Source organism: Pseudomonas sp. GM55 (assembly GCF_000282395.1).
Lineage (GTDB): Bacteria > Pseudomonadota > Gammaproteobacteria > Pseudomonadales > Pseudomonadaceae > Aquipseudomonas > Aquipseudomonas fluorescens_CC.
In genome coordinates, this window is the sequence record NZ_AKJJ01000150.1 from 32451 (window position 1) to 51052 (window position 18602).

Below are 18602 nucleotides of genomic sequence, written 5' to 3' on the forward strand. Positions count from 1 at the left end.
ATCCAGGCCGGTCATTTGAATGCGCTCTGTTAGCAGCCATCGTGGGCAGGTAGTTACCTGATGCCAGACGCAACAGAACCTGGTGCGGCGAAGTACCTTCCTCCCCTGAAAGTACAGCCGATAGAGAAAATTGAGACGATCGTTCTGATTTTAGCCAGCCGCTTGTATGGAAATGATATGTATTTACTTACAAAAGATAATCGTTATTATTCGCGCGAAATTTCACACAAAAGGTGTCCATGGTGGCTCTATCGCGCATTTACCCAGCCTCTCTGTCGTTGCTGGGCGTTCTGGTCGTACCTGATCTACAGGCAGAAACCGAGCCTGCTCTGACCCTGCCGGCAACTGCTGTAAACAGTGAGTACAACGAGCAGAGCTATATGTCGACCGACAGCAGGAGTGCGCTGAAGATCGATGCCCCGCTACGTGATATTCCGCAAACGGTGAACGTGATTCCCCAGAGCGTGATCAAGGACCAGGGCGCGCAGTCGATGGAAGACGTGCTGAAGAATGTCCCGGGGATCGGTCTGTCCAATGGCGATGGCCAGCGCGATCAGGTCACCATCCGTGGCTTCAGTGCCATCGGCGATATGTACATCGACGGTATCCGTGACGACGCCCTGTACTTCCGCGATCTGTCCAATGTCGAACGCGTGGAAGTGATCAAGGGGCCCGCAGCGGTGCTCTATGGCCGCGGCTCATCCGGTGGCCTGATCAACAGCATCAGCAAAAAGCCCAACTTCGCCCCCAAACAGGAAGTGGGTGTCAGCTTCGACAGCGAGGGTAAAAAGCGCACGCAGTTCGACGCTGGCTGGGCCGATCAACAGCAGAGCGACAAGGCGTTCCGGGTGACCGGTGCACTGGAAAACAGCGACACCTTCCGCGATGACGGCTATATCGACCGCAAGGCCATTGCGCCTTCGGCCTACTTCAAGCTCTCCGACGACCTGGAATTGAACCTGGGTGCCAGCTATCTGTATGACAGGCGCCTGATCGACTTCGGCATCCCGGCGCGAGGCGATCGTCCGGTCGATGTGGACCGCGCCAAACGCTTCGGTTCTGCCGACCCGGATGACGACTACACCCGCAGCGAGGTGTTTTCGTTCACGGCCGGTATCGACTACCGGATCAACGACGATTTCAGCCTGAGCAACACCAGCCGCTACTACCACTACGACCTGGATCGCAACAATACACTCGCCGATTCCAGCCCGACACGCTTCGTCACCGCCGCCAACGGCGAACTGTTGGTCAAGCTCAACCGTGGCAATGTGCAGCGCAAGGAGGATGGCTGGTTCAACCAGACCGAGCTGAAGCAACAGGCTACGCTCGCCGGCATGAACCACAACCTGCTCTATGGCGTGGAACTTGGGCGTCAGGTCAAGGATCAGTCCGTGTTCAGCCAGAACAACGTAGCGCAGGTTCCGGTGTACCGCGATGGCCTGATCGACGTGCCGTTCCAGGCCAACCGGCAAACCGCCAAGGGCACCAATACCCAGGACACGGCCGGTTTCTACGTCCAGGATCTCATCGAGTTGGCGCCAAAGTGGAAGGCGCTGCTGGGCGTGCGTTATGACGTGTTCGACCAGGAATACTCCGACGACCTGACGCACAGTTCCCTGTCTCGAACCGATAACACCTGGAGCCCGCGAGTCGGCCTGGTTTATCAGCCTGATCAGGTTCAGTCCTATTACGTCTCGGTGAGTCGTTCCTACCAGCCTTCCGCTGAAATGTTCGCCCTGAGTACGACGAACCAGGACCTGGAACCAGAAGAGACCACCAACTTCGAGATCGGCGGCAAGTGGGACCTGCTCGACAATCGCCTGGCGTTGACGGCGGCGCTGTTCCGTCTGGAGCGCACCAATATGAAAACCACCGATCCGGCGAACCCGAGCAAACTGGTACTGGCGGGTGAGCAGCGTACCGATGGTCTCGAACTGACCGCCAGCGGACAGTTGAGCGACAAATGGCAGGTCTATGCCGGTTACGCCTATCTGGATGCCGAGATCACCCAATCCAACAGCCGTACCAACGGTGTCGCCAACGAAGGTCAGACTCCGACCCTGACCCCGCGCCACAGTGCCAATCTGTGGCTGGTACGCTCTTTGACACAGGAATGGCGAGTAGGCATGGGGGCGAACTATGTCGATGACCGTTACACCGCCCTGGATAACCAGGTGGTCATGCCGGCCTACACCACGGTGGACGCAGCCTTGCTCTACAACCTGCCGAAATGGGACATGGCCCTGCGCTTGCGTAACGTCTTCGACAAGGACTATTACGCCTCGGCGCATGGCTCCGTGGATCTGATCACACCCGGTGCACCACGGACTCTGGAATTGAGCACCAACTACCGATTCTGAGTACGGTCCTCAGAACAAAGCCCGGTACTGCGACACCGCCGGGCTTTTTTGATATAGGCTTCATATGTTTCTGATATGTGCGGTAGTTGTATCAAAATAACAACAGTGTATCAGCTCAGTGTATCGATCAGATCGAATGGGGCTGTTCAGAGTTCCTCTTAGGTGAAAATCAACTAACTCAATCGACCAACTACCTAAACTTCAAGCAGAATAGCCACCATACTCATCCATCGAGTTTGGCGCGCAGTAAATACCCGTAAAATCGCAACTCGATTTATTCCACCAAGGTCGGGGGATATCCATCTAAGCGTAGAATTTGCGCAGGCGGATAAACGCAGGCAGCAAAAAGTAACGCAGTTCATCCGGCACCCAGTGTTCCGGCCGCGTTACAACTCAATTCAGTTAGATGCAATGGAACAACAGCGCCAGCGCTGTGGAGTCAGCTTGCGCAGTTGCATGAGCGATCAGCAGCCATTCCGATAATTAATGCCAGTTCGATTCAAGCGTTAACAATCGCACCGAGCGGGCAGAATTCGATTTTGGCTATCGCATGCATGAAGTCGGTAAGTGAGCTTCCGGTTGACGGGCGGGCAAGGCCAGGAAAGCCCTTGCCGCCGCCCCACATTAAAACTGTACTCACGCACAGGAAGACGCTCATGCACACCATTCGCAACACCTTGGTGGTGGTGGATTCGCAGCAGTCCAGGGACCTGATCCTGAATAGAGCCAAAATGATTGCCAGCGCCACCCGGTCGCACCTGCATCTGCTGGCCTGCGACAAGGGACACCAGCATTCCTCCTACCTGAACGACATGCAAGGCGGCTTGGTACAGGAGGGTTACAGCGTCAGCACCCAGCAGGCCTGGCATGGGAGTTCACACAAGACCATCATCGCCGCCCAACAAGCGGAAGGCTGCGGTCTGGTGATCAAGCAGCACCTGCCCGACACCCCGCTGATGAAGGCCTTTCTCACCCCCGAGGACTGGAAGCTGTTGCGATACTGCCCTTGCCCGGTGCTGATAGTAAAAACCGCAAGACCCTGGACCGGTGGCACCATTCTCGCGGCCATCGATGCTGGCAGCAGTGATATGGAGCATCGCGTCCTGCATTCCGGCATCGTCAGCCACGGCTACGACATCGCCACACTGGCCGGCGGCACGCTACACATGATGAGCGCCCACCCCTACCCCATGTTGTCGGCGGCCGACTCCGTATTCCAACTCAAAGAAAGCATTCAGGCGCTCTATCGCCAACTGTGCAAGACATTCCAGGCCGAATTCGACGTCAGCGACGAACGCCTGCATATCGAGGAAGGCTCGGCCGATGTGCTGATCCCGTACATCGCGCACAAGCTCGAAGCCGTGCTCACGGTGATCGGTAGCGTGGCCCGCACCGGACTGTCCGGCGCATTGATCGGCAATACCGCCGAAATGGTTCTGGATACCCTGGACAGTGACGTACTGGTGCTCAAACCGGACGACATCATTACCCACCTGGAAGAACTGGCCGCCCCTTCACCCAGTACATCGACAGATACTGCGGCATCCTCCTGGCCGTATAACCACCATCACCATCGGCCACGTACTTAGGCGTTAGTCAACTGCACCTACCTCGAGCAATACCACGGTCTTGAATCGATGCTCTAACGCTCAAGCGCCTCAATAGCCGGATCTGACCGGACGCGCTGGTTACTTGAAAACGGGCACGCTGGCTGACCCGTCTGATTTTTTCAGGTATTCACGCAGCCGGGCACCAATCTCGGAAATTTTCGCCTCCCCGGTACGCAAGGCTTGCGGGTTGGTATGCACCGAGTAGTTTCCCAGCGCGAGATCATAAGGATGAGGCTCCGCGGAGCCGATCACGAAGACCGTATCGCTGTGCATGGCCTCGAGCGTAACGCTGCCGCTACCGGGTTCGAAGACGACCATCTCTCCCGCCATGATCACCTCCGGTGCGCAGAGGGATCCGCGACTGACACTCAACCACAATGACTCATGACCCTTGGGTGGAACATAACTCCACGACTCTCCGGCAGGTAGCGTGACCAGCAGGTAGTTCATGCCAGCGGGAGCGCGGACCGGGCTTTGCACCCCCTGGTACGTCCCCAGAATCAAACGCGCCGGTCCCGTTTGCGGCATCACGCTTGACTCAAGGTATTGGCTATCGACACTGGCGTTTTCCAGCGCCGGCGGTAGTGCAACCCATAATTGAAAACCTTGAATGCGCTTCGATGTACCGACCGACATTTCCTTGCCATGCCAGACCCCGCCACCCGCGCGCATCCATTCAACACCGCCATAGTCAATCATCCCCGTACCCGAATCAGCATCCTCGAAACGCAAATTACCTTCGGTAATGACGGTGACAGTGGCGATGCCCGAATGCGGATGCAGCGGCATGCCGTTGATGAATGAGCTCTCGCCTTCAAACAGGTCAAGGAACACAAAAGGCTTGATCAGGTGGCCGAAGTCCGAAGGACTCATCAACCGCACAATCGCGCCATGCCCACTGCCGGTGGTGCGGTAGCGGATGGCCCGCCGGGTAACGGTGACTTGTGTATCGATCTGAGGCTGCTGCTTGAAAGGCATCGTGAAGACTCGAAGTTGGCGGCCTTTCGGCCCGATGTTGCAAACAATAGGCTCGGCCCTATTACTTGATAAGACGGTACAATTGGATTGCACTCATCCAGCAGCATCAGGAATGCCCCGCCATGCTCGATCTCAATGACATCGCCATGTTTGTGCAGGTAGTACACTGCGGCAGCTTTGCAGAAGCCGCGCGACGGCTGGGCATGCCACCCAATACCGTGAGTCGGCGCATCCAGCAGCTTGAAACGCGGCTCGGCACTCGGCTGCTGCAACGCTCCACTCGCAAGCTCACGCTCACCAGTGCAGGCCAGGGCTTTCATGAACGTTGCGTGGGTGCCGTCGATGACCTGCTTGAAGCGGGACAGGATTTGATCACGGGCAGTAGCGAGCCCAGTGGCCGGGTGCGCGTGGCGGCTCCGGCAGACTTTTTCGACTTCTTCGAGATGGCGTGGGTCAGCGAGTTTCTGGCCGCGTATCCGCGCGTGCGACTCGACTTCGTGCTCAGCGATGCAAAGGCCGACCTGATCGCCGAGCAGATCGATGTTGCCTTTCGCGGCGGCCCCTTGCGCGATTCAGGCTATGTCGGTCGTCAGATCCTTGACCCGCGCAGCGTCGGGATGGTCGCCAGCCCCGACTACCTCGCGGCGCGTGGCTCACCCCGTACGCTACAGGACCTGGCGAGCCACGACTGCGTGATTTCCGCGCATCCCGGCGGCCACGCCACATGGCGTTTGATCGGACCGAAGGGTGAGGAAGAGATACAAGTGACCGGGCGCTTCAGCGGCAATACCGCTCAGTCGCTGCGCAAGGCCGCCGTGGCGGGCCTCGGCATCGCGCTGCTGCCGCCGCTGATGGCCAAGCTTGAAGTGGATGCCGGCGTACTGGTCCCGGTGCTGCCTCAATACCAGCCCAACGGCTACGGCCTGAACGTGCTGTATCCGAGCCGCCGACAGCTTCCACCCGCGGTGTCGGCATTCATCGGTTTGGTGATTCGGAAAATGAATGCGGCAGATGTACCGCAGGTGTATCAGTAACCGCAGCCAATGCCGGCAACTTACCGGGTTGTATCGAGGACAAGCCTGCCCCGCAAATGACGGCCCATGCTTTTCTCGATCGCCACTTTGGCCTCACTCAACGGGTATGCCTCGACATCGACCGTGAGGTGGCCCTTGTCGAACAGTTCGGCAACGAGCGAAAGCTGTCGGCCATCGGAACGGGTGGCAAAGTTGGCGGGTGTCACACCATAGTCGTTGGCCAGCGACATATTCGGCAGGCTCACTGGCGAGACCAGCACACCGTTTCTTTTCAGCACTTTGAACGAACGGTTTTGCGTTTCGCCGCCTACCAGATCCAGTACGACATCGACACCGGCCACCAGCTCGTCGAATGCCTGGGTCGTGTAGTCGATGGTGTAATCGGCACCGAGGTCCTTCAGGTAGGCATGATTGTGCTCAGAGGCTGTCGCGTAGACTTCAGCGCCCAGGTACCTGGCAATCTGCACGGCCATGCTGCCCACCCCACCGGCCGCGGCATGGATCAACACCTTCTGCCGCCGTTGCACGCCAGCGTGGTCGGTCAGTGCTTGCCAGGCCGTCAGGGCAGCTGCGGGGACAGCGCTGGCCTGCAGGGCACTCAGCGATTTTGGTTTTATCGCCAGCTTTGAAACCTGGGCAACTGCCTTGGTCGCATAACCGCCAACGATATTGATGAAGCCGAACACTTCATCGCCGATGCTGAACTCAGTGACGCCCTGCCCCAGCGCGATCACGGTACCGGCCACCTCAACTCCCGGCGTAAACGGCAGCGGTAAAGGGATGAACGCTTTCATGGCGCCTGACAGGATCTTCCAGTCAATCGGGTTGACCCCTGCTCCGGCGACATCGATCAGCACTTCACCAACACCTGCCACCGGGTCTGCAATATCTTCCAGACGCAAAACTTCAGGGCTGCCGTATTCGTACACGCGTATGGCTTTCATGGAGGTCTCGACTATTGAAAAAGGCAGGAAAACACTGCGCTGCGAGGGGGCGGCCTTCGTAGCGCGGGGTATCAACGACGGCGAGCGTCGAGGCTGAAGCGACTGGCACCGAAGGCCACGACTTGCAGCAAGCCACCGGCCATCGCGATGTTCTTGAAGAAGTGAATGAACTGGTTCTGATCACCCAGCGCGTTATGAAAAGCCAGGGCGGTAAACACGCTGAACACGGCCAGCACAGCGGCAACGGTGCGGGTGCGGTAACCGGCGATCAACGCCAGGCCGCCACCGATCTCGACAACGATCGCCAGTACCAGCGCCAGTTGCGGAAGCGGAAGGCCTACCGAGCTGATGTAGCCGACCATCATCGCGGGAGCGGCCAGTTTCGAAAAACCGGAAAGAATGAAGATTGCGCTGAGCAGTACGCGGCCGATCAACGAGGCCGAGGCTTGGGTCACATCGGAACGGTTCTGTTCAGAGGTGGTGGAAGAAGCGATGTTTGCAGAAGTCGTCATGAGGTATTTCCTTCAAAGTTTGCGCGACTCGCCATGAATCGCTGCTGTGAAGAAATCTTGCGCCTTGACATCTAATCTGAATAGCCGACTAATTTAGATCATTAGATTCGAATAAATAGACAAGCAACTCACATCATCGAAAGGCAGTTCAATCGTGGATAACGCTGAACGAACTTCTGCAACAGACCCGGACGCGCAGATTCGCGGTCGGCGCCTGGCCGCATCCGCGGTCTGCGGGTATTGACCATTAGGTTCGAGGAAACAGGCATGATTTCTGATCCCGGAACACCGACTCTCGACCAACTGCGCGTGTTCCTGACCGTTGTTGAAGTCGGTAGTTTTGCAGCGGCTGCCAGAAAGCTGCATCGGGCCACTTCGGTCATCAGCTACTCGATTGCCAACCTGGAAATGCAACTCGGCGTGTCGCTGTTCGACCGTCAGACCACTCGCAAACCGCAGCTCACCGACGCCGGCCGCACCGTGCTGGCCGAAGCCAAGACCATCGCCAACGGCGTTCACGGTTTACGCGCCAAAGTGAGGGGGTTGCTTCAGGGGCTCGAAGCCGAAGTTCACGTGGTGCTCGATGTGATGCTGCCCCCGGAACGCGTAGTAGACGCACTCAAATCCTTTCGGGAGGAATTCCCTACGGTTGCCCTGCACTTGCACATGGAGGCCCTCGGCGCCGTCACCGAACTGGTGATCAACCGAGGAGCAATCATCGGCGTCAGTGGGCCGATGAACGAAGGTATCGACGGTATCGAAAGAATTGGCGTCGGCAGCGTCGAGCTGATTCCGGTGGCAGCCCCGAATCATCCGCTGGCTTCGAGCGACTCGAATGTTCCAGGCGCCGGGCGAGAATTCACGCAACTGGTGCTGTCCGATCGCTCGCTGCTGACCAAGGACAAGGATTTCGCCGTGCTCAGTAACCGCACCTGGCGCCTGGCGGACCTGGGCGCCAAACACATGCTGCTGCGTGAAGGCATCGGTTGGGGGAACATGCCGGCTCCGATGGTCCAGGAGGATCTGGAGAGCGGTCGGCTCGTGCAGTTGAACATTCCGGAATACAAAAGCGGACAATATTCCTTCGACGTCATCTACCGCACGGATCTGCCACCGGGTCCCGCGGCAAGGTGGTTGATCGACCGCTTCGTACAACAAGGCGCGGCGCTGGACGAGGCGATCAACCTACCGACTGTTTAAGTTATCGATTGGCGAAGAGAGGCAGCAATTGGCTGTGGACTCAACCGGTCGATGCAACAGATTGGCTGAATCGTTCAGCGGGTGTTTCGTAGTTCAGTGTTTTCCGAGGGCGGCGATTTATGCCACGGATAGCCCTTCGCGCTGAGTTGAAAGGCGTAATCGAACAAACGCTTCATGTACTCGCCATCGAATTTCTGATTGTGCGGAAAGTAAAAGTCGGAGCCTATGTACGCAAGATTGAAATCCGCTCCATCCTGCTGCGCCATACGGTAAATTCGCTCCAGGTCGCTGATCCCCTGAGTTTGAATCAATGCACTGATGGCTCGACCGCCGATGCTCAATGTACGGCGCTTTGTCCCGGACCACTGCGGCTCCAGTGTCCCATTACGAATGACATAGAATTGACGTTCGAGTCGCAAAGGCGCTCCGGTGGCTTTGCTCAGCGACATCACGGTGCTAGGCGGATAAAGAAACACTTGAGTGATGACCCCTCCGTCCACGTGCATTTCCTGAAACTGTTTGCCGTCAACGTCCACATCGATCATGACGGGTGAGACTGCACCGGGAATACTCATCGACGCGAGCATGATGTTGCGAAAGAGGTCGAGCGCTCCCGGTGCCTGGCTGGAGGCAATTGCGCCCATGTTCCAAGTGACGGGCCGCCCTGAATCAAGGTCAGTTGTGCCGATCAGCAGAATTCGTCCTTTAGCGTATTCCACCGCAATCGCCGCAAGAATCTCCGCAGTGACGTATTTTGCTATGAGACGCGACAGTGGCTTGCTGTCCGCTATACCGTCGCTGGCAAGACGGGTCAGCACGCTTCGCGAATGAAAAATGTCTTTCGGACCGATTGCGTTGCAGGCATACCGAATCACGCCGTCGTGCTCAGCGCCCAGGTAAGCGAACGGGGCGACCAGGGCCCCCGCGCTAATGCCCGTGACGACCTTGAACATGGGTCGAGTTCCATGCTCGGTCCATCCAGCAATGAGTCCCGCTGCGAATGCACCTGCATCGCCGCCGCCCGAAACTGCCAGCATATGTGCCAGCGGCAGGATATTGTTCGGCTTCCCAGCCTTGGCCAGAACCTCGCTCTCACGCTTGTTGGACTGAACCGCATCCTGAATGAACGGAGTCAGGTCGTGGTCCAGTCTGTAGCGAGCATTGGGAATGCCTGGGATGACGGCTTTTTCCGTCAAGGTTGGCGGAACGGCATCACGGCGCGGCAGCCACGCTTGAAGCAACAGGTCCAGAGTCGAGGCGCCAGGTCTGAGAGGAAATGGTTTCAAAACGCCTCCTACGGCCCCTGCAGTCGACAGCAAGCGCGCTCATCGTACCCGAGAAAGTCCTTGGCCATGGTGGCCGAAATGACGACACGCCAGCCGACTGCGACGCGTCATTCAAACGCCAGGCAACTCATTTTGCGCTCCATTACATGATAAAAAAACTCATTGGCCGACAGCCTTGGTGAGAGGCCGCTTCCACACCCCATGGCGGCCCGTCGCTTCAGGCGCAGATGTACCGATAGCGGCCAGTCAAGACGTACAGCATTTGAGCCACGCCGGAGCGCAAGCTGTCGATGATATGATCCAGGCGTCTATATCTCGCCAAGAAATCGCCCATGGATCGCTTGTCTACGTTGTTGTCGCAGTTCGGCGTGCGCGCAAACCTGTTTTACAATGGCAAGCTGTGCGGCCTGGCGTCCTACGATGGCGCTGAACGACGTGGTTATATCCACCTGCTGCAGGCTGGTAGCGTCACGTTGCTGGGGCCCGATCGCAAGGGCTTGCTACTGACCCGGCCCAGCCTGATTTTCATGCCACGCCCCAGCCGGCATCAACTGTTGGCCGGTGAGTCCGAGGGCGCTCAACTGTTGTGTGCGTCAATGGAGTTCGGGGGTGGGGTCGATAATCCGTTGTCGGCTTCGTTACCCGATTGTCTGGTGTTGTCCCTGGATGAGCTGCCAATGCTGGCCGATACGCTGAAATGGATGTTCGGCGAGGCGGCGGGCACGCATTGTGGCAGGGAGGCAGCGCTGGATCGCTTGTTTGAACTGCTGATCATTCTGTTGTTTCGGCATCTGCTTGATCATCAACAGTTGCGTACCGGAATGATGGCCGGACTGGCCGATTCGCGGCTGGCGCGCTCTCTGGTGCAGATTCACAACGCCCCTCATCGTGCCTGGTCAATTGCGGAACTTGCGAGCGAGTCGAACATGTCTCGCGCGGCCTACGCAGTGCATTTCCGGACTGTTATCGGGCAGACGCCTGCCGATTATCTGTTGAGTTGGCGTATCAGTCTGGCGCAGAAGCGTCTGCGTGAAGGACGGTCAATTACGCTGATCGCCACCGAGGTCGGCTATGACAGTCCTTCGGCACTTGCCCGCGCGTTTCGACGCAAGACGGGGTACAGCCCTCGGGACTGGATGAAAGATCTGGCAGGAAAAGATGAAGGGGCAATGGCCTGAAACTATCGAACTGCTTCAGGCCATCCCGAGAGGCCGATCATCGGTTTAGCGGCTTTCCAGCTCAGTCAGAGAATGGCCGGCCACAAATATTGAAGCGGCAAGCAACCCGATGTCTTTAAGAAGAAACTGGCCCGGCACAACCGTAATGGCTGGAAAACCGAGGCCGGGTTCAATCACGCCGGGAGTCGAGAACATGAAGCTCAAGGTCGTGAAGAACAGTCCGGCAGACAGCGCACCACCAATCAATGAAAGCTTGGGTGACAGCAAGCGACCTGCAATCAGAACACCGATCGAGACCTCCAGTACGCCGAGCAGACTGGAGAAGGTATCGACACTGAAAATCTCATAAACCCAACCCAGGAACGGGCTGTTGCTCACCAGCGGAACCAGCCCGACGGCTTCATAGTGCGTGAACTTCATCCCGCCGAACCAGAAGTAAATGACAGCGAGCGCAAAGTAAGCACCGTAGGTGCCAAGCGCCATGGTTTTGATCCCGAGCGTTGAATGGTTTTGTGCGTTGTTGGTTGTGTGGTTCTCGATACTCAAGGTTTTCATGATCAAGGCTTCCAATAGTGTGGTGAGGAACGCTAGTCAGCAACCCGGCGCGGTGTGCGTTGGGAGTGGAGACAGTGTCGCCGTTGATTCCACGCTCATGGCTTCTGAACGTATTGCGTTCAGTGCAGATCGTCTTGACTCATTGCAGGTCTTGAACCAGACATATCGTTGTGTTTGATTCATCACCATCTGCTGTTGGTGCATCAAGGATTGAGCCAGGAAACTCGGTGCCCTTGATCTCACACTTTGTTACCGCATACCCCAGCCAGGTGTAAAAACCTGCATTGGTAACAGCCTCGCAGGCTGCCTCCCCCCTGCACTCACCTGCCTGAAAAGCCCATTCCAGAGCGCTGCGTGCGTTTTCTAAAACACCCAATCCACGAATTGGCCGGGTGATTGCATATGATTGTCTGTACAAGTACTTGCGTGTGCATAGGACATTTCGCCACGCAGTACATGCGCTCTTGCGGCACAAGCGCTTTCGATGGTCCTTGGGAATAAAATAATGAAAAAAGCATTTCTCACCCTTTCTGCATTGGCTTTGTGTGTGGCTGCCGGTTCTGTGCTGGCCAAGGAGTACAAGGAGTTGCGCTTCGGCGTCGACCCCTCTTATGCGCCGTTCGAATCCAAGGCCGCCGATGGCAGCCTGGTGGGCTTCGATATCGACCTGGGCAACGCGATCTGCGCTGAGCTGAAGGTCAAGTGCAAGTGGGTTGAAAGCGACTTCGACGGCATGATTCCCGGCCTCAAGGCCAACAAGTTCGATGGCGTGATCTCTTCCATGACCGTCACGCCGGCGCGTGAAAAAGTCATCGACTTCTCGAGCGAGCTGTTCTCCGGCCCGACCGCGCTGTTATTCAAGAAAGGCGCGACCATCGGCACCGATCCGGCCTCCCTCAAGGGCAAGAAAGTCGGCTACGAGCAAGGCACCATCCAGGAAGCCTACGCCAAGGCGGTGCTGGACAAGGCCGGGGTAGAGACCCAGGCCTACGCCAACCAGGACCAGGTGTACGCCGACCTGATCTCCGGACGCCTCGATGCCTCGATCCAGGACATGCTGCAAGCCGAACTGGGCTTCCTGAAGTCGCCACCAGGTGCCGACTTCCAAATCAGCGAGCCAGTCGAAAGCCCCCTGCTGCCAGCCAAAACCGCCGTGGGCCTGACCAAAGGCAACGCCGAGCTCCAGGCCTTGCTGAACAAAGGTCTCAAGGCACTGCACGACAACGGCACCTATGCGGCCGTTCAGCAGAAGCACTTTGGCGATCTGAATCTCTACAGCGGCAAATAATGACCCTGCGCCCATTTGCGGATGGGCGCTTTCTGGATTGACGTAGGGCTGCCCAATGCTAGAAAACCTGTTGATGATCCTGGGGCTGTCAGGCTTCAGCCTCAAGGGCTTTGGCCCGCTGTTGCTGCAAGGCACCTGGATGACTGTCAAATTATCCTTTCTGTGCTTGCTGGTGAGCGTTGGCCTGGGCCTGATCGGCGCCAGCGCCAAGCTGTCGAACTCGGCACTGCTGCGCGTCCCTGCGCAGGCCTACACCACACTGATCCGCGGGGTGCCGGACCTGGTGCTGATGCTGCTGATCTTCTACAGCCTGCAAACCTGGCTGACCAGCCTGACCGAAGCGCTGGGCTGGGACTATATCGAAATCAACCCCTTCAGCGCCGGGGTCATTACCCTGGGCTTCATCTATGGTGCGTATTTCACCGAAACCTTCCGTGGCGCCATCCTTGCCGTACCGCGAGGGCAGATGGAAGCGGCTACCGCCTACGGCCTGACCCGCGCCCAGCGCTTTCGCCTGGTGGTGTTCCCGCAAATGATGCGTTTTGCCCTGCCGGGCATCGGTAATAACTGGATGGTGATCCTCAAGGCCACCGCGCTGGTGTCGATCATTGGCCTGGCCGATCTGGTCAAGGTGGCTCAGGACGCGGGCAAGAGCTCCTATCAGCTGTTCTTCTTCCTGATGCTGGCCGCCTTGATCTATCTGGTGATCACCACCGTTTCGAACTACGTCTTGCGCCGGATGGAAATCTTCTACGCCGCAGGCACCCGGGAGGCCGTGCGATGATCGAGCTACTGCAGGAATACTGGAAACCTTTCCTGTTCCAGGACGGCAATCACATCACCGGGCTGGCCATGACCCTCTGGCTGCTCAGTGCCTCGATCTTCTTCGGCTTCGTGATGTCGATCCCGCTGTCGATTGCCCGGGTCTCGAGCAATGTCTGGGTGCGCTGGCCGGTGCAGTTCTATACCTATCTGTTCCGCGGTACGCCGCTCTATATTCAGCTGCTGATCTGCTACACCGGCATTTACAGCCTGGCCGCGGTGCGTGCTCAGCCAGTACTGGATGCGTTCTTTCGCGATGCGATGAACTGCACCATCCTGGCCTTCGCCCTGAACACCTGCGCCTACACCACGGAGATCTTCGCCGGGGCGATTCGCAGCATGGCCCATGGTGAAGTCGAAGCGGCCAAGGCCTATGGTCTGACCGGCTGGAAGCTGTACACCTACGTGATCATGCCATCGGCCCTGCGTCGCTCGCTGCCTTACTACAGCAACGAAGTGATTCTGATGCTGCACTCCACCACCGTGGCCTTCACCGCGACCATCCCGGACATTCTGAAAGTCGCGCGGGACGCCAACTCGGCGACCTTCCTGACCTTCCAGTCGTTCGGCATCGCCGCGTTGATCTACCTGGCAGTCACTTTCTCCCTGGTCGGACTGTTCCGCCTGGCTGAACGCCGTTGGTTGTCTTTCCTCGGCCCGGCTCATTAATTCAGGATGCTTGTTCATGTACAAACTGACCGTTGAAAACCTGCACAAAAGTTACGGCAACCATGAAGTCCTCAAGGGCGTTTCGCTAAACGCCAAGACTGGCGATGTGATCAGCCTGATTGGCGCCAGTGGTTCGGGCAAGAGCACCTTTCTGCGTTGCATCAACTTCCTGGAAACACCCAACGACGGCGCCATGAGCCTGGACAACCAGCCGATTAAAATGGTCCATGACCACCACGGCATGCGCGTGGCCGACGCCAAAGAACTGCAACGCATCCGCACACGCCTGGCGATGGTGTTCCAGCACTTCAACCTGTGGAGCCACATGACCGTACTGGAAAACATCACCATGGCCCCGCGCCGGGTGCTGGGCGTCAGCAAGAAGGACGCGGAGGATCGCGCCCGGCGTTACCTGGACAAGGTCGGTTTGCCGGCACGGGTTGCAGATCAATACCCGGCGTTTCTCTCAGGGGGTCAGCAACAACGGGTCGCCATTGCCCGTGCCCTGAGCATGGAACCGGAGATCATGCTGTTCGACGAGCCGACTTCGGCCCTGGACCCGGAACTGGTGGGCGAAGTGCTCAAGGTGATCCAGGGGCTGGCCGAAGAAGGCCGCACCATGATCATGGTGACCCACGAAATGAGCTTTGCGCGCAAAGTGTCGAACCAGGTGCTGTTCCTGCACCAGGGGCGGGTCGAAGAACAGGGCGCGCCCGAAGATGTATTGGGCAACCCGAAAAGCGAGCGCCTGCAGCAATTCCTCAGCGGCAACCTGAAGTAACCGCAGCGCCTTCGAGCAACCGCAGGGTCGCTCGAAGGCGCTGGCTCAACCCTCAAAACGCCCGCTGAACGATTTGGCCAATCTGTTGCGTCCACCGGTTGAATCCACAGTTGTACGCGGCCCTTCGCGGCAGGCTTCAGTCGGCCAAAAGCAGTCCTCCTCTTTTCTCGCCAGACTAAGGTTGCGACCGCAGTTCCGATTGTTTTCCACCATTATCGTACAACCTGCAAGATGCCTTATGCGCCCATTTCGGGGCGCCCCCCCAAGAGGTAACCTTCGTCACTTTCCATGGAAAGGGCTTCAAGCAACACCTGCTCCAGGATGACAAAAAAACATTTGATGTGAGCCTGTTTCAATGCCTGCGGCCGGGTCACCAGATAGACCTCCATATCTGGAAGCTGGAGATCCGGGAACAGCCCAATCAGATCCTTCGCCAGAATACGGGGCAGCACCGCCACGCCCATACCTCGCCTCACCGATTCGAGCTGAACCGCGAACGAGCTCACGCTGATCTGCGTGCGGTCCAGCCCCGCGGCCTTTGCCACACGCATTTGCGGCAACATGTCCAGCGGAGGAAGCAAGCCAATATTGACCGCAGTGGCCGGAGTCAGCCCTGGAAACCGCTTCAGATAACCTGCATCGGCGAAGACACCGTAAGCGAGCCTGCCTATGGAGCGATAAATCAGCGACGGTTCACCCAGATGAGTCGTGCGTACAGCAATGTCTGCGACGCCGCGGACGATCTTGTGAAAGTCGGCTGTTATCAGCAACTCCACCGAGCATCGCGGATGCAGAGTGGTGAAGCGACTCGCGGCCTCCAGCACGCAAGACGAGAACCCCTCCCCTGCACTGACCACGACACTGCCAGACAGCTCTGTGTGTAGCTCGGACATGCCTGTAACGGTTTGACGCCTCAAGCCCGCTTCTGCAGCCAGGGCAACGTCCACGAGGGATTGGCCTCGCGGGGTCAACCTGCATCCTTCGACTCCCCGCTCGACGAGTGGCTCGCCAAGTGCGCCTTCAAGTTGGGTCAGCCGTCGCGCCACAGTAGACGCAGCGACCCCCAGCAATTGGCCGGCCTGAAGAAAGCTGCCACGTCGCGAGACTGCCAACAGCAGGCGAAGATCGTCCCAGTTTGCTTGCAAAGCCATGCTTCATATCTTCCCTGATCCGCAAATTTGCAAATCCATTATGCAGCAGTCGCTGTTTTTCGGCAGAGGCGTCAACGGTATATCTACACCCCCTCGAAAAGAATGGAATGGACTGTATGAATACTGGCCCAAACGACTATGCGGAACGCGCCGCCAGCGCCTTTAATCGCCGAGACCTGGAGGCGATGCTTGCGCTGGTTTCCGAAGACTTCGTCTACTTCGATGGCATGGGGATACAAACCGGTCGGGAGGCCATGCACAAGCGAGAGCGCGCATTACTCGAAGCGTTCCCCGATGCCAAGGTGACCTTGAGCCCATTTATCATCGCTGACGATCGCTTGGCACTCACCGCCCTCCTGACCGGCACCTTCACTGCACCATTAGTGCTGTCGGACCGGGTGATTCCACCCCATGGACGCCACATTGCCGCGTACTACGCCGCACACTTCACCTTCAGAGACGGGTTGGCCATACGTGAAGAGGCCTTCTTCGACAGTGCGGTGTTGATGCCGTTAGCCGATCAGAGTGAGGGCTGACACATGCATAACACATTCGTCACTGGCGCGACCGGCTTGTTGGGCAACAACCTGGTGCGCGAATTGGTCGCTCGTGGCTGCGTGGTCAAAGCCCTGGTCCGTTCAAGAGCCAAAGGTGAACAACAGTTCAAGCATTTGCCGGGTGTGGAACTGGTGGTGGGTGACATGGCCGATGTCGACGCGTTCGCAGCGTCGCTGCAAGGCTGCGATACGGTGTTCCACACCGCAGCGTTCTTTCGCGACAACTACAAGGGCGGCAGCCACTGGGAGGAACTTGAAAAAATTAATGTGTCCGGTACCCGGAGCCTGCTTGGTCAGGCCTACCGCGCGGGTATACGACGGTTCATCCATACGTCTTCCATTGCCGTGCTCGACGGCGCTCCCGGCACGTCAATCGATGAAACCTGCCTGCGGGCCGACGCCGACGCGGATGACTATTACCGCAGCAAGATCCTCGCCGACCGTATCGTCTTGTCATTCCTGGAAGTCCATCCCGATATGCATGCCTGCATGGTCCTGCCTGGCTGGATGTGGGGCCCTGCCGACATTGGCCCGACCTCCTCGGGACAGTTGGTCAACGATGTCGTACGCGGCAAATTGCCCGGACTGATCCCCGGTAGCTTCTCCGTTGTCGATGCCCGCGATGTGGCATTGGCGCAGATCACCGCAGCCAGGTATGGGCGCCGAGGTGAGCGCTATCTCGCGGCCGGCCGGCCTATGACAATGCGTGAGCTGGTGCCCGTTCTTGGGCGTATCGCAGGCGTCAAGACACCCGTTCGACAACTGCCGCTGCCCTTTCTGTACGCCTTGGCGGCTGTGCAGGAAATCTATGCGCGTATTACCGGCAAGCCGATTCTGCTGAGCATGGCCACGTTGCGCCTGCTGGTACGAGAAAAGGACCGCACCTGTTTCAATCACGGCAAGAGTGAACGAGAGCTTGACCTGAGTTTCCGGGCGTTGGAGCAAACAATTGCCGATACAGTGGCGTGGTACCGAGATCACGGTTGGTTTGAAACACACCAGGACAAGGACGTAAGCAGACAGTGAGCAGAAAAATAATCCTGATGCGTCACGGCCAGCCAAAGCTCGTCGCAAGCGACAAAATGTCAGCGCTCGATATGAAAGACTGGATCGAACATTACAACCGGTCCGAAATTACCAACCAACCCGTCCCGGATGCCAGCATGCAGCTCGCCGCAACCGCCACGGTGATTGTCTCAAGCAACGCGCCTCGTGCACTGGCGTCCGTCCAGGCTCTCGGCCTGAAGCCCGCCCTCGTCGACGCGCTTTTCCGTGAAGCGCCACTGCCTTATGGTCACTGGAAACTGCCACGGCTATCGCCGTTTACCTGGGCATTTATCCTTCGAATCTTATGGTTGTGCGGTTACTCACGCAGTGTCGAATCCGTCGGCGCTGCGAGGGTGCGCGCCCGCACGGCAGCGCAACGACTTCAGTCCCTTGCCAACGAAGGACCGGTTTTGCTGCTCGGGCATGGCTTTATGAATCGAATGATCGCCAGACAACTGGTGGCAGATGGATGGACTCGCCAAAAACGTAACGGTAGCCAATATTGGAGTGCGACGGTGTATCAAAATGGCGGTGTTTAAAAGGTGAGAATTTCGGCTTTAAAGAGATCGGTGAAATCTCCATCAAAACTGACCGAGCTGAAATTGGTATGGTTGTAACGACATCGAG

General features: G+C 57.8%; 17 protein-coding genes and 1 pseudogene. 12 read left to right on the forward strand and 6 right to left on the reverse strand.

Annotation, left to right across the window (positions count from 1 at the left end):
* Positions 1 to 239: 239 nt before the first annotated feature.
* Together PMI31_RS28625 and PMI31_RS28630 are read left to right on the forward strand one after the other, a co-directional pair.
* A complete protein-coding gene (locus PMI31_RS28625; protein ID WP_008023529.1) occupies positions 240 to 2363 on the forward strand; it encodes a TonB-dependent receptor in 2124 nt (707 codons plus the stop codon).
* A 656-nt stretch (positions 2364 to 3019) separates the two neighbouring features.
* Entirely contained in the window at positions 3020 to 3952 is a 933-nt protein-coding gene (locus tag PMI31_RS28630) for a universal stress protein (RefSeq protein WP_008023531.1), read from the forward strand.
* 99 nt (positions 3953 to 4051) lie between these two features.
* On the opposite strand, the gene PMI31_RS28635 is transcribed toward PMI31_RS28630, so the two are convergent.
* Positions 4052 to 4951, reverse strand: coding sequence for a pirin family protein (locus PMI31_RS28635; protein ID WP_008023533.1), 900 nt, complete (start codon positions 4949 to 4951; stop codon positions 4052 to 4054).
* A 122-nt stretch (positions 4952 to 5073) separates the two neighbouring features.
* On the opposite strand from PMI31_RS28635, the gene PMI31_RS28640 reads away from it, so the two are divergent.
* Complete coding sequence (locus PMI31_RS28640; RefSeq protein ID WP_008023535.1) at positions 5074 to 5985, forward strand: LysR family transcriptional regulator; 912 nt, start codon at positions 5074 to 5076, stop codon at positions 5983 to 5985.
* A 20-nt stretch (positions 5986 to 6005) separates the two neighbouring features.
* On the opposite strand, the gene PMI31_RS28645 is transcribed toward PMI31_RS28640, so the two are convergent.
* Both PMI31_RS28645 and PMI31_RS28650 read right to left on the reverse strand, forming a co-directional pair.
* Positions 6006 to 6929: an NADP-dependent oxidoreductase gene (locus tag PMI31_RS28645; protein ID WP_008023536.1), complete on the reverse strand. Its 924-nt coding sequence runs from the start codon at positions 6927 to 6929 to the stop codon at positions 6006 to 6008.
* A 71-nt stretch (positions 6930 to 7000) separates the two neighbouring features.
* On the reverse strand, positions 7001 to 7441 hold the full coding sequence (locus PMI31_RS28650) for a DoxX family protein (RefSeq protein WP_008023538.1): 441 nt from the start codon (positions 7439 to 7441) through the stop codon (positions 7001 to 7003).
* 267 nt (positions 7442 to 7708) lie between these two features.
* Between PMI31_RS28650 and PMI31_RS28655 the strand changes: the two genes are divergently transcribed.
* The gene (locus PMI31_RS28655; RefSeq protein ID WP_008023541.1) at positions 7709 to 8641 is read left to right on the forward strand and encodes a LysR family transcriptional regulator; all 933 of its coding nucleotides are present in this window, start codon (positions 7709 to 7711) and stop codon (positions 8639 to 8641) included.
* Between the two features lie 86 nt (positions 8642 to 8727).
* Here PMI31_RS28655 and PMI31_RS28660 read toward each other — a convergent pair.
* Positions 8728 to 9927 (reverse strand): annotated as a pseudogene (locus PMI31_RS28660) (patatin-like phospholipase family protein); the annotation flags it as partial.
* A gap of 332 nt (positions 9928 to 10259) precedes the next feature.
* On the opposite strand from PMI31_RS28660, the gene PMI31_RS28665 reads away from it, so the two are divergent.
* Positions 10260 to 11105, forward strand: coding sequence for a helix-turn-helix transcriptional regulator (locus PMI31_RS28665; protein ID WP_008023544.1), 846 nt, complete (start codon positions 10260 to 10262; stop codon positions 11103 to 11105).
* Positions 11106 to 11150: 45 nt separating this feature from the next.
* Here PMI31_RS28665 and PMI31_RS28670 read toward each other — a convergent pair whose 3' ends face one another.
* Positions 11151 to 11660, reverse strand: coding sequence for a YkgB family protein (locus tag PMI31_RS28670; protein ID WP_008023547.1), 510 nt, complete (start codon positions 11658 to 11660; stop codon positions 11151 to 11153).
* 505 nt (positions 11661 to 12165) lie between these two features.
* Here PMI31_RS28670 and PMI31_RS28675 point away from each other — a divergent pair.
* Genes PMI31_RS28675 through PMI31_RS28690 form a run of 4 tightly spaced genes read left to right on the forward strand, consistent with a single transcriptional unit; the run spans position 12166 to position 15220 of the window.
* Positions 12166 to 12948, forward strand: coding sequence for a transporter substrate-binding domain-containing protein (locus tag PMI31_RS28675; RefSeq protein ID WP_008023549.1), 783 nt, complete (start codon positions 12166 to 12168; stop codon positions 12946 to 12948).
* A 55-nt stretch (positions 12949 to 13003) separates the two neighbouring features.
* Positions 13004 to 13732 carry an ABC transporter permease gene (locus PMI31_RS28680; protein WP_008023551.1) on the forward strand — a complete coding sequence of 243 codons (729 nt, stop codon included), beginning with the start codon at positions 13004 to 13006 and terminating at the stop codon, positions 13730 to 13732.
* On the forward strand, positions 13729 to 14439 hold the full coding sequence (locus tag PMI31_RS28685) for an ABC transporter permease (protein WP_008023555.1): 711 nt from the start codon (positions 13729 to 13731) through the stop codon (positions 14437 to 14439). The genes PMI31_RS28680 and PMI31_RS28685 overlap by 4 nt, the downstream gene beginning before the upstream one ends.
* A gap of 16 nt (positions 14440 to 14455) precedes the next feature.
* Positions 14456 to 15220: an ABC transporter ATP-binding protein gene (locus PMI31_RS28690; RefSeq protein ID WP_008023558.1), complete on the forward strand. Its 765-nt coding sequence runs from the start codon at positions 14456 to 14458 to the stop codon at positions 15218 to 15220.
* Positions 15221 to 15456: 236 nt separating this feature from the next.
* Here the strand turns inward: PMI31_RS28690 and PMI31_RS28695 are convergent, their stop codons facing one another.
* Entirely contained in the window at positions 15457 to 16371 is a 915-nt protein-coding gene (locus tag PMI31_RS28695; protein ID WP_043302730.1) for a LysR family transcriptional regulator, read from the reverse strand.
* 116 nt (positions 16372 to 16487) lie between these two features.
* On the opposite strand from PMI31_RS28695, the gene PMI31_RS28700 reads away from it, so the two are divergent.
* The 3 genes from PMI31_RS28700 to PMI31_RS28710 are packed head-to-tail and all read left to right on the forward strand — an operon-like array spanning position 16488 to position 18514.
* Complete coding sequence (locus tag PMI31_RS28700) at positions 16488 to 16907, forward strand: ester cyclase (RefSeq protein WP_008023562.1); 420 nt, start codon at positions 16488 to 16490, stop codon at positions 16905 to 16907.
* Between the two features lie 3 nt (positions 16908 to 16910).
* Positions 16911 to 17954, forward strand: a complete 1044-nt coding sequence (locus tag PMI31_RS28705) for an SDR family oxidoreductase (RefSeq protein ID WP_008023565.1) — start codon at positions 16911 to 16913, stop codon at positions 17952 to 17954.
* 17 nt (positions 17955 to 17971) lie between these two features.
* Positions 17972 to 18514, forward strand: a complete 543-nt coding sequence (locus tag PMI31_RS28710; RefSeq protein WP_052037676.1) for a hypothetical protein — start codon at positions 17972 to 17974, stop codon at positions 18512 to 18514.
* Positions 18515 to 18602: the final 88 nt, after the last annotated feature.

What these genes read in the sequence shown, in the direction of transcription:
- PMI31_RS28685 (WP_008023555.1), top strand. Translation starts at nt 13,729, where the DNA reads ATGATCGAGCTACTGCAGGAATACTGGAAACCTTTCCTGTTCCAGGAC.
- PMI31_RS28680 (WP_008023551.1), top strand. Translation starts at nt 13,004, where the DNA reads ATGCTAGAAAACCTGTTGATGATCCTGGGGCTGTCAGGCTTCAGCCTC.
- PMI31_RS28655 (WP_008023541.1), top strand. Translation starts at nt 7,709, where the DNA reads ATGATTTCTGATCCCGGAACACCGACTCTCGACCAACTGCGCGTGTTC.
- PMI31_RS28690 (WP_008023558.1), top strand. Translation starts at nt 14,456, where the DNA reads ATGTACAAACTGACCGTTGAAAACCTGCACAAAAGTTACGGCAACCAT.
- PMI31_RS28670 (WP_008023547.1), bottom strand. Translation starts at nt 11,660, where the DNA reads ATGAAAACCTTGAGTATCGAGAACCACACAACCAACAACGCACAAAAC.
- PMI31_RS28640 (WP_008023535.1), top strand. Translation starts at nt 5,074, where the DNA reads ATGCTCGATCTCAATGACATCGCCATGTTTGTGCAGGTAGTACACTGC.
- PMI31_RS28650 (WP_008023538.1), bottom strand. Translation starts at nt 7,441, where the DNA reads ATGACGACTTCTGCAAACATCGCTTCTTCCACCACCTCTGAACAGAAC.
- PMI31_RS28635 (WP_008023533.1), bottom strand. Translation starts at nt 4,951, where the DNA reads ATGCCTTTCAAGCAGCAGCCTCAGATCGATACACAAGTCACCGTTACC.
- PMI31_RS28695 (WP_043302730.1), bottom strand. Translation starts at nt 16,371, where the DNA reads ATGGCTTTGCAAGCAAACTGGGACGATCTTCGCCTGCTGTTGGCAGTC.
- PMI31_RS28665 (WP_008023544.1), top strand. Translation starts at nt 10,260, where the DNA reads ATGGATCGCTTGTCTACGTTGTTGTCGCAGTTCGGCGTGCGCGCAAAC.
- PMI31_RS28700 (WP_008023562.1), top strand. Translation starts at nt 16,488, where the DNA reads ATGAATACTGGCCCAAACGACTATGCGGAACGCGCCGCCAGCGCCTTT.
- PMI31_RS28705 (WP_008023565.1), top strand. Translation starts at nt 16,911, where the DNA reads ATGCATAACACATTCGTCACTGGCGCGACCGGCTTGTTGGGCAACAAC.
- PMI31_RS28625 (WP_008023529.1), top strand. Translation starts at nt 240, where the DNA reads ATGGTGGCTCTATCGCGCATTTACCCAGCCTCTCTGTCGTTGCTGGGC.
- PMI31_RS28645 (WP_008023536.1), bottom strand. Translation starts at nt 6,929, where the DNA reads ATGAAAGCCATACGCGTGTACGAATACGGCAGCCCTGAAGTTTTGCGT.
- PMI31_RS28710 (WP_052037676.1), top strand. Translation starts at nt 17,972, where the DNA reads ATGCGTCACGGCCAGCCAAAGCTCGTCGCAAGCGACAAAATGTCAGCG.
- PMI31_RS28630 (WP_008023531.1), top strand. Translation starts at nt 3,020, where the DNA reads ATGCACACCATTCGCAACACCTTGGTGGTGGTGGATTCGCAGCAGTCC.
- PMI31_RS28675 (WP_008023549.1), top strand. Translation starts at nt 12,166, where the DNA reads ATGAAAAAAGCATTTCTCACCCTTTCTGCATTGGCTTTGTGTGTGGCT.